Genomic DNA, 9,806 nt, shown 5'->3' with positions numbered 1-9,806 from the left:
AGACAGCAATAACCGATGTTCGGATGGCCGCCTCCAAGCCGGCGCCCGCCCCTGCAATGTGTCCGATGATGGGGTCTGAGGCGCGCCCGCGGGCTATTAGCTTCCGTTTCTGGTCGCAACGCCCCGCTCTCAGGAGGCCTGTTCATGCCCACCGGATCGGACGGGGACGATCTCCTTTCCGGCAACGCCGGCGGGCAGACGCTGGACGGTGGTCCTGGGAACGACACAGCCAGCTACGCAAGCGCCACGACGGGCGTCATGGCGAACCTGGCAAGCGGAACCGTCGCCTTTGCGCCGCGCATCATGCCGCTTGGGGATTCCATCACCTTTGGCGTTCAGTGGGAAACCGCCGGCGGCTACCGGGGCCCGCTCTGGGACCTCACCGTCGCGAACGACCTGGCGATAAACTTCGTCGGTTCGGTCGTCGGCGGAAATATCGAGGACGCGGATAACGAAGGCCATCCGGGCTGGACCATCGACCAGATGGACGCCAACGTCGCCACCTGGATTGCCGCAGCCAACCCGGACGTAGTGCTGCTGATCGCCGGCACCAACAACACCAAGGGCAATCCCCTTCCGACCGCCACCCAGATACTCAACAAGCTCTCGCGCCTGATCGACGACATCGCCGCTCAGCCGAACGCGCCGAGGCTGTTCGTCGGCCCAATCCCGCCGATGACCGACGATCAGCCGGCCACCCGCATTGCGCTGGCGCAGGCCTACAATGCGATGATCCCCGACCTCATCGCCCAGAAGCGCACCGCAGGTATCGACGTCACCTATGTCGACATGAGCGACCTGACGCCCGCCGACATCACCGCCCCGCCGCACGACCCCGGATTGCACCCCAACCCTTCCGGATACACGAAGATCGCCGCCAACTGGTACGAGGCGCTCGCGACGAGGCTCGGCGGGGACAACGGCGGGCTGTCGCGCACGGCGTCCGACCAACTGATCTCGATCGAGAACCTCGAGGGTTCGGCGTATCGCGACGTGCTCATCGGAGACGGCGGAGCCAACAGGCTGGTCGGTCTCGGCGGGGGCGATCTCCTCAACGGCGGAAGCGGCGCCGATACGATGATCGGCGGGCTCGGCGACGACACCTATTACGTCGACCACGCGGGCGATCAGGTGGTCGAGCGCGCCGGCGAAGGTCGGGACACGGTCCGGACGATATTCACCAGCGTCGGCCTGGCCGCCAACATCGAGAACCTGACGTTTGTCGGCTCGGGCAGCTTCGCGGGGACCGGGAACGAACTGGCCAATCTGATGACCGGCGGATCCGGCGCCGACACGCTGAGCGGCGGGATGGACAGCGCGATCGACACGCTGGTGGGCGGCGCCGGTGATGACGTCTACATCGTCATGGCCGGCGATCTCGTCAATGAAAGCGCCGGGGCCGGGCGCGACAGGGTCCGGACCGACCTCGCCACCTACATCCTTCGGGCCGAGGTCGAGGAACTCGTCTACACGGGCGCCGCAGCGTTCAAGGGTTTCGGCAACGCGAGCGACAACCTGATCATCGGGGGCGACGGGAATGACGCCCTGAACGGACTCGCTGGCGCCGACACGCTCCTCGGCGGCGCTGGCGGCGACAGCTACACGGTCGACAACGTCGGCGACGTGGTCAGCGAGGTCGATGCGGTCAACGGCGGAGACGCGGGCGGCACGGACACGGTGAAAACCACGCTGACGAGCTACACGCTCGGAAGCTACATCGAGAAGCTCACCTTCATCGGGCTGGACGCCGCCGTTGGATTCCAGGGAACCGGCAACGGGCTGGTCAACAAGATCACCGGCGGGCCGGGCGACGACACGCTTAGCGGCGGAGCCGACGGCCTGAAGGACACCCTCGTCGGCGGAGCCGGAGACGACACCTACATCGTCCAGGTCGGCGACGTGGTCACGGAAAACGCCGACGCCGGCCAGGACAGGGTCCAGACCGCGCTTTCCACCTACGTGCTCCCGGTCAATGTCGAAGAACTGGTTTTCACCGGGGTCGGCGGCTTCAATGGCAGCGGCAACAGCGCAGACAACCTGATGAGCGGCGGCGCCGGCGCCGACACGTTGTCGGGCGGCCTGGGAGCCGACACCATCACGGGCGGAGCCGGCGTCGACACGATCGCGGGCTCACGGGCGGAGCTCAACGGCGACCTGATCAGCGACTATGACGGCGACAGGATCGTGCTCAGCCAGAGCCTGGCGAGCGCGGCGAATGTGCAACTCGACCTTGCCGGCTCCAATGCCTTGCTGAGGATCGATGGCGACAACAACGGCGTCTTCGAGACCGTGATCACGCTGCAAGGCGCCGTCCGCGGCCAGCTGGAGGTCGAGAGCGCCAACGGTTTCACCAACAACGTCCTCCGACTGGGAGTCCCGTCGCTCAGCCTGGCCGCGACAAACGCTGTCAAGGCGGAGGGGAACAGCGGCTCCACCGCCTTCACCTTCACCGTCACCCGCTCGGGTGACCTCTCCGGCCCCGCCACGGTCGACTGGACGGTGAGCGGATCGGGGCTCTCCCCGGCCGACAGCGCCGACTTCGGAGGCGCCCTGCCGAGCGGCCAGGTCAGCTTCGCGGCCGGCGAGGCCGCCAAGGTGGTCACGGTCCAGGTGGCGGGCGACACCGTCTTCGAGCCGGACGAGGCCTTCACCGTCACCCTGTCCAACCCCTCCGGCGGGGCCACCACCCAAGCCACGGCCGTGGGCTCGATCGTCAACGACGACCCCGCCGCGTCGTCGCTCAGCCTGGCCGCGACGAGCGCCACCCATGCGGAGGGGAACAGCGGCACGGCCGCCTACACCTTCACGGTCACGCGCTCGGGCGACCTCTCCGGCCCCGCCGCGGCGAGCTGGACGGTGAGCGGAACGGGGGCCTCTCCGGCCGACGCCGCCGACTTCGGCGGCGCCCTGCCGAGCGGCCAGGTGAATTTCGCCGCCGGCGAGACATCAAAGGTGATCACCTTCAACGTGGCGGGCGATACAGCCTTCGAACCGGACGAGAACTTTACGGTCACCCTGTTCAATGCGACCAGCAACACCGCCATCATTCAGGCGACGGCGGTCGGCTCCATCACCAACGACGACGTCTTCGTCCTGACCGGCACCAGCGGTGCTGACGCGCTGAACGGCGGAGCTGACGGCGATACCATCCAGGGGCTGGGCGGAAACGACAAGATCACCGGCAACGGCGGCGACGACGTGGTGGACGCTGGCGACGGCGCCGACACGGTCACCGGCGGCGATCAGGACGATTTCATCCTCGGCGGGGCCGGTGACGACGTCCTAAAGGGCAACAACCACAACGACACCCTGGTGGGGGGTGCTGGGACGGACAGCCTGACCGGCAGCTCCGGCCTCGACGTGTTCCGGTTCGAAAGTCTCGACGGCAGCGTTGACGTCATCACCGACTTCAGCGGCAACGACAAGGTCGAGCTCGATCTGCTCGGGCTCGGGGTCACGGGCGGCCAGGTGGTGTTCGTCAACGGCCTCTCGACCAGCACCGCGAACCAGGCGGCGTTGCACTACGTCGCCTCGACGGGCGCCCTTTATATCGACCTGAACGGGGGCGACACGGCCGACGCGGTTCAGTTCGCCACCCTCAGCAACAAGTACGCCCTCAGCCTGGGCTCGTTCTCATTCATCAACGGCGGCGCGGCGTCGCCTATGCTGAGCCTGGCGGCAGCCAGCGCCACCAGGGCGGAAGGAAATAGCGGCTTGACCACCCTCACCTTCACCGTCACGCGCTCCGGCGACCTGTCCGGCGTCACGACAGTCGACTGGGCGGTGAGCGGATCCGGCGCATCCGCGGCCGACGCCGCCGACTTTGGCGGCGCCCTGCCCAGCGGTCAGGTGAGCTTTGCCGCCGGCGAGGCCTCTAAGACAATTAGCGTCTATGCAGCGGGCGACACGGTGTTCGAGGCCAACGAAGGCTTCACCGTCACCCTCTCCAACCCTACTGGCGGCGCCATCACTCAGGCCACCGCCAGCGGCTCGATCACCAACGACGACGCCGCCCCGTCGTTGAGCGTAGCCGCGGCCAACGCGGTCCAGGCCGAGGGAAACAGCGGCTCCGCCTCCTTCACCTTCGCCGTCACGCGCACGGGCGACCTGTCCGGCTCCACGACGGTCAGCTGGGCGGTGAGCGGATCTGGCGCCTCGCCGGCCAACGCCGCTGACTTCGGCGGCGCCCTGCCGAGCGGCCAGGTCAGTTTCGCCACCGGCGAGAGCTCCAAGGTGATCACCCTGGACGTGGCGGGCGATACGGCCTACGAACCGGACGAAGGCTTCACGGTCACCCTCTCCAACCCCTCGGCCGGCTTCATCATCGCTCAGGCGACCGCCGCCGGATCGATCACCAACGACGACGACGCGCCGGCCGCTCTTAGCCTAGCCGCGACCAGCGCCATCCATGCTGAGGGCGACAGCGGCGCTACTGTTTTCACCTTCACCGTCACCCGCTCCGGCGACCTGTCCGGCGCCGCCACGGCGGACTGGGTGGTAAGCGGATCAGGCGCGTCCGCGGCCGACGCTGCCGACTTTGGCGGCTCCCTGCCTAGCGGCCAGGTGAGCTTCGCCGCTGGCGAGACCTCCAAGGTGATCACCTTCGATGTCGCCGGCGACACCGCTTTCGAGCCTGACGAGGGCTTCACCATCACCCTCTCCAATCCCACCGGGTCGATAGTTACGCAGGCGACGGCCTCCGGCTCCATCACGAACGACGACGGCTTTGTCATGCTCGGCACCAGCGGCCCCGACCTGCTGAGCGGCGGCGCGGTCGGCGACACGGTTCAAGGCCTGGCGGGCGACGACAAGATCTTCGGCAACGGCGGCGATGACGTGTTGGACGGCGACGACGGCGCCGACACCGTCTCCGGCGGAGATCAGGACGACCTGGTTCGCGGCGGGGCCGGTGACGACATCCTCAAGGGCAACAACCACAACGACACCCTCGTGGGCGGTGCGGGTTCGGACAACCTGACGGGCAGTTCCGGCCTGGACGTCTTCAGGTTCGAACGCCTCGATGGCGGCATCGACGTCATCACCGACTTCAGCGGCAACGATAAGGTCGAGCTGGACCTGCTCGGAATGGGCGTCTCGGGCTCCCAGGTGCTGTTCGTCAACGGCCTCGGACCCAGCACCGCGGATGTCGCGGCGTTGCACTACGTCGCCTCCACAGGCGCTCTTTATCTGGACTTGAACGGGGGCGACGCGGCCGACGCGGTGCAGTTCGCCACCCTCAGCAACAAGTACGCGCTCAGTCTGGGCTCGTTCCTGCTGAACTGAGGTCCGAGCTCAAGCCCAGCTCACCACGGGCGCAACAGGGCCCCGAGGAGGCTGAAGCCGCCTTGGAAGTTCTGCATGAAGCTTTTGGCGCCCGACATATCGACCACGACGATGTCGTTGCCGAACACCTGTGGATCCTCAGATTTACCGGAGCGGATCTGCGCGAGGTCGAAGAAGGCGCTGTGGCGCTTGCCCCCGACCGTCCGGAAGATCGCCACGCGTCTGGTGTTCGCCAGCCGAGGGTCGGGGCCCCGCGCCAATGAAACAGCCTGCAGAAGTGTGGTCGGCCCCGCCAGCGGATAGACACCCGGCTGCAGGACCGCGCCGTCGACCGTCACCTTCTGGCCCTGGGCCTCATTGACTGTGACGATAACCTTCGGGTCCTTCATGTAGTTCTGGCGCAGCAGGCCTTCGATGTCCGTGGACAATTCCGCAGGCGTGCGGCCGCCGGCCTGAACCTGGCCGATCAGCGGCAGCAGAATCTTGCCGCCGGAATCGACCTGCACCTCGCGCTTGAGTTCTTCGATGCCGAAGACGTTGACCTCAATCTTGTCCTGGGCCCCGATCCGGTAGTCCGCGGCGGCGGTGGAGATCAGGGCGGCCGACTCCGGAGGAGGCAGGCTGGGGCCGGCGACCGCGGGCGCCGCGGCCGTTGTCAGGATGATCGCCGCGACAGCGGCGAGGGCGGGTCTGGACCTGCGCATGACATGGACTCCGGAATCGCGACCCGCCGATTTGCGTCGTCGCCTTAAGGCTCGCTGTCGAAAGGTAGGCCCCGGATGCCGGCGCAAACTCTAACATCCGCTAAGAAAGCACGCCGTTTCCGGGGGTCGGCGACGGGTCTCGATCAGACGCCATAGTACTCTCGGTACCACTCTACGAACCGCGCCACGCCCGCCTCGATCGCGGTGGACGGTGCGTAGCCAAGCACGTCGCGGGTCTCGCGGATGTCGGCCTCGGTGCGCGCCACGTCGCCCATCTGCATCGGCATCAAATTGAGCACCGCCTTGCGGCCGAGGGTCTCCTGCAGAACGTCGATGTAACGCATCAGCTCAACTCGGCTGGAGTTGCCCAGGTTAAGGATCCGCCAGGGGGCGACGCCGCTGGTCGCGGGGTCGGGGGCCAGGGGGTCCCACGCGGGATCGATCCCGGGCGCCCGGTCGAGGGCGGCGACCAGGCCGTCGACGATGTCGTCCACGTAAGTAAAGTCGCGCTGCATCCTGCCCTCCCCGTACACGTCGATAGGGCGGCCTTTGAGGATCGCGTCGGTGAACTTGAAGAGCGCCATGTCCGGCCGTCCCCAAGGCCCGTAGACCGTGAAGAAGCGCAGGCCCGTGGAAGGAAAGCCGAAGAGGTGTGAGTAGCTGTGCGCCATGGCTTCGTTGGCGATCTTCGTGGCGGCATAGACCGTGATCGGATGCACCGCGGACTCGTGCACGTTGAAGGGCAGGTTGCCGTTCGCCCCGTAGACGGAACTCGTCGAGGCGTAGACGAGGTGCTGGGGCCCGACTGCACGACAGCCCTCCAAAATGTTCAGGAAGCCGACGAGGTTCGAGTCCACGTAGGCCTCGGGGTTTTCCAGGCTGTAGCGCACGCCGGCCTGTGCGGCGAGGTTGACGATTTGGCTGGGGCGGACCTCGTCAAAGAGCGCGCGCATGGCGTCGCGATCTTCGAGGTTGATCTCAAGGTGGCGGTAGGCGCCGTTCTCGATGAGAACGTTCCGGCGGGCCCGCTTCAAGGCGGGATCGTAGTAGGCGTTCATGTTGTCGAGGCCGACAACCTCCTCGCCACGTGCGAGCAGCCGCCGCGCGAGGTGAAAGCCGATGAACCCCGCGGTCCCGGTCACTAATACAGACACCGACGCCCTCCTCCTTCGAACCTTCGGGTTCGCTTGCGCTTTCCGCCGTCAACCCGCCGCAAGGCGAGCGTGGATCGCTTCGGCGGCCTCTTCCGGGGTCATGGCGGTGGTGTCGATGTGGATCTCGGCGTGCTCGGGGGCCTCGTAAGGGCTGTCGATGCCGGTGAAGTTCTTCAGCTCGCCGGCCCGCGCCTTCTTGTAGAGGCCCTTCACGTCACGGCGTTCCGCCTCCGCGATCGGCGTGTCTACGAACACCTCGACGAACTCGAGTTCGCCGATCAGTTCCCGCGCCATGCGCCGCTCGGCGCGGAACGGCGAGATGAAGCTCACCAGCACAATGAGGCCGGCGTCGACCATCAGCTTCGAGACCTCGGCGACGCGGCGGATGTTTTCGACGCGATCTTCGTCGGTGAAGCCGAGGTCCTTGTTGAGGCCATGACGGACGTTGTCCCCATCGAGAAGATAGGTGTGCTTGCCGTCGGCCAGCAGGCGCTTCTCAAGCAGGTTGGCGATGGTCGACTTGCCGGCTCCGGAGAGGCCGGTGAACCAGACCACCCTCGGCTTCTGTGCCTTGGCCGCGGCGCGGCTTCTCTTATCGATGTCGAGCGCCTGCCAGTGGATGTTCTGGCTACGGCGCAGGGCGAAGTGCAGCATGCCGGCGCCGACCGTGCGATTGGAGATCCGGTCGACGAGAATGAAGCCGCCGAGGTCCTTGTCTTCGGCGTAGGCGTCGAAGGCGAATGGTGCGTCGGTGGAGAGATTCACCACGCCGATCTCGTTGAGCTCGAGCCGCTTGGCGGCGAGCTGCTCGAGGGTGTTCACATTGACCTTGTACTTGGGCTCGGTGACCTGGGCGGCCACGGTGCGGGCCCCGAGTTTCAGCAGGTAGGGGCGGCCGGGCAGCATGGCCTCGTCGTCGAACCAGACGAGGGTGGCCTCGAACTGGTCGGCGACGGAGGGCGGCTGGCCCGCGACGGCCAGGACGTCGCCGCGGGAGACGTCGATCTCGTCGGCGAGGGTCAGGGTCACCGACTGGCCGGCGACGGCCTCGGCAAGGTCGCCGCCCATGGTGACGATGCGGGTCACGGTGCTCTCGCGCCCGGACGGCAGGGCCTTGACCTTGTCGCCAGGCCTGACGACGCCGGCCGAGACGAAGCCGGAGAAGCCGCGGAAGTCGAGGTTGGGGCGGTTGACCCACTGCACCGGCATGCGGAACGGCTGCTCGCGCAGGTCGTCCTCGATGGGGGCGTCTTCCAGCCAGCGCATCAGCGGCGGGCCGGCGTACCAGGGGGCCTTGTCGCTGCGCTCGGTGATGTTGTCGCCCTTGAGCGCCGACATCGGGATGGCGGTGAAGCCGGTCAGGCCGATCTGCTCGGCGAAGGCCGAATAGTCGGCGAGGATCTGGTCGAAGACTTCCTGGCTCCAGTCCACGAGGTCCATCTTGTTGATGGCCAGGACGACGTGGCGGATGCCGAGCAGGTTCACGAGGTAGCTGTGCCGGCGGGTCTGGGTCAGCACCCCGCGGCGGGCGTCGATCAGGATGATGGCGGCGTCGGCGGTCGAGGCGCCGGTGACCATGTTGCGGGTGTACTGCTCGTGGCCCGGGGTGTCGGCGACGATGAACTTGCGCTTGTCGGTCGAGAAGAACCGGTAGGCGACGTCGATGGTGATGCCCTGCTCGCGCTCGGCGGCCAGGCCGTCGACCAGGAGGGCGAAGTCGATGTCGCCGCCCTGGGTGCCGACCTTGCGGCTGTCGGCCTCGAGGGCCGCCAGCTGGTCCTCGAAGATCATCTTGGAGTCGTAGAGCAGCCGGCCGATCAGGGTCGACTTGCCGTCGTCCACCGAGCCGCAGGTCAGGAACCGCAGCAGCGACTTGTGCTCGTGGGCGTGGAGGTAGGCCTCGATGTCCTGCGCGATGAGATCGGACTGGTGGGACATCAGAAATACCCCTCCTGCTTCTTCTTCTCCATCGAGGCGGACTGGTCGTGGTCGATGACCCGGCCCTGGCGCTCGGAGGTGGTGGTCAGGAGCATTTCCTGGATGATCTCGGGGAGGGTCGAGGCGGTGCTCTCGACGGCGCCGGTCAGCGGGTAGCAGCCGAGGGTGCGGAAGCGCACCGAGCGCATCTGCGGGGTCTCGCCGGGCTTCAGGCGGAAGCGGTCGTCGTCGACCATCAGCAGCGTGCCGTCGCGCTCGACCACCGGCCGCTCGGCCGAGAAGTAGAGCGGCACGATCGGGATGTTCTCGAGGTGGATGTATTGCCAGATGTCGAGCTCGGTCCAGTTCGACAGCGGGAAGACGCGGATGCTCTCGCCCGGGTTCTTGCGGGTGTTGTAGAGCCGCCAGAGCTCGGGGCGCTGGTTCTTCGGGTCCCAGCGATGCTGGGCCGAGCGGAACGAGAAGATCCGCTCCTTGGCCCGCGACTTCTCCTCGTCGCGCCGGGCGCCGCCGAAGGCCGCGTCGAAGCCGTACTTGTCGAGAGCCTGCTTCAGCCCCTCGGTCTTCCACATGTCGGTGTGCAGCGGGCCGTGGTCGAACGGGTTGATGCCGCGCGCCTCGGCCTCCGGGTTCTTGTGCACCAGCAGGTCGAAGCCGAGCTCGCGGGCCATCCGCTCGCGCATCTGGTACATCGCCTGGAACTTCCAGGTCGTGTCGACGTGCAGCA

Annotated in this window: 5 protein-coding genes; 1 reads left to right on the top strand and 4 read right to left on the bottom strand. The window is 67.1% G+C overall.

What is annotated here, in order from left to right; genetic code table 11:
- Nucleotides 1-144 precede the first annotated feature (144 nt).
- On the top strand, nt 145-5,283 hold the full coding sequence (locus ACILRF_RS11575) for a Calx-beta domain-containing protein (protein ID WP_395673021.1): 5,139 nt from the start codon (nt 145-147) through the stop codon (nt 5,281-5,283).
- A 20-nt stretch (nt 5,284-5,303) separates the two neighbouring features.
- Here ACILRF_RS11575 and ACILRF_RS11570 read toward each other — a convergent pair whose 3' ends face one another.
- The 4 genes from ACILRF_RS11570 to cysD all read right to left on the bottom strand — a co-directional run.
- Entirely contained in the window at nt 5,304-5,987 is a 684-nt protein-coding gene (locus ACILRF_RS11570; RefSeq protein WP_395673019.1) for a polysaccharide biosynthesis/export family protein, read from the bottom strand.
- A gap of 143 nt (nt 5,988-6,130) precedes the next feature.
- Entirely contained in the window at nt 6,131-7,141 is a 1,011-nt protein-coding gene (locus tag ACILRF_RS11565) for an NAD-dependent epimerase (RefSeq protein WP_395673017.1), read from the bottom strand.
- 48 nt (nt 7,142-7,189) lie between these two features.
- On the bottom strand, nt 7,190-9,079 hold the full coding sequence (gene cysN / locus ACILRF_RS11560) for a sulfate adenylyltransferase subunit CysN (RefSeq protein WP_395673015.1): 1,890 nt from the start codon (nt 9,077-9,079) through the stop codon (nt 7,190-7,192).
- The coding region (cysD, locus tag ACILRF_RS11555; RefSeq protein ID WP_395673013.1) for a sulfate adenylyltransferase subunit CysD at nt 9,079-9,806 on the bottom strand (728 nt) is incomplete at its 5' end. The genes cysN and cysD, both read right to left, overlap by 1 nt.

Origin of the sequence: Phenylobacterium sp. (genome assembly GCF_044236515.1) — a bacterium.
GTDB lineage: Bacteria > Pseudomonadota > Alphaproteobacteria > Caulobacterales > Caulobacteraceae > Phenylobacterium.
Note: the sequence above shows the minus strand (reverse complement) of the source record. Positions and strands in the feature narration are given on the sequence as shown.

Excerpts from the sequence above, each read along its gene's own strand:
- cysN (WP_395673015.1), bottom strand. The coding sequence starts at position 9,079 with ATGTCCCACCAGTCCGATCTCATCGCGCAGGACATCGAGGCCTACCTC.
- ACILRF_RS11570 (WP_395673019.1), bottom strand. The coding sequence starts at position 5,987 with ATGCGCAGGTCCAGACCCGCCCTCGCCGCTGTCGCGGCGATCATCCTG.
- ACILRF_RS11575 (WP_395673021.1), top strand. The coding sequence starts at position 145 with ATGCCCACCGGATCGGACGGGGACGATCTCCTTTCCGGCAACGCCGGC.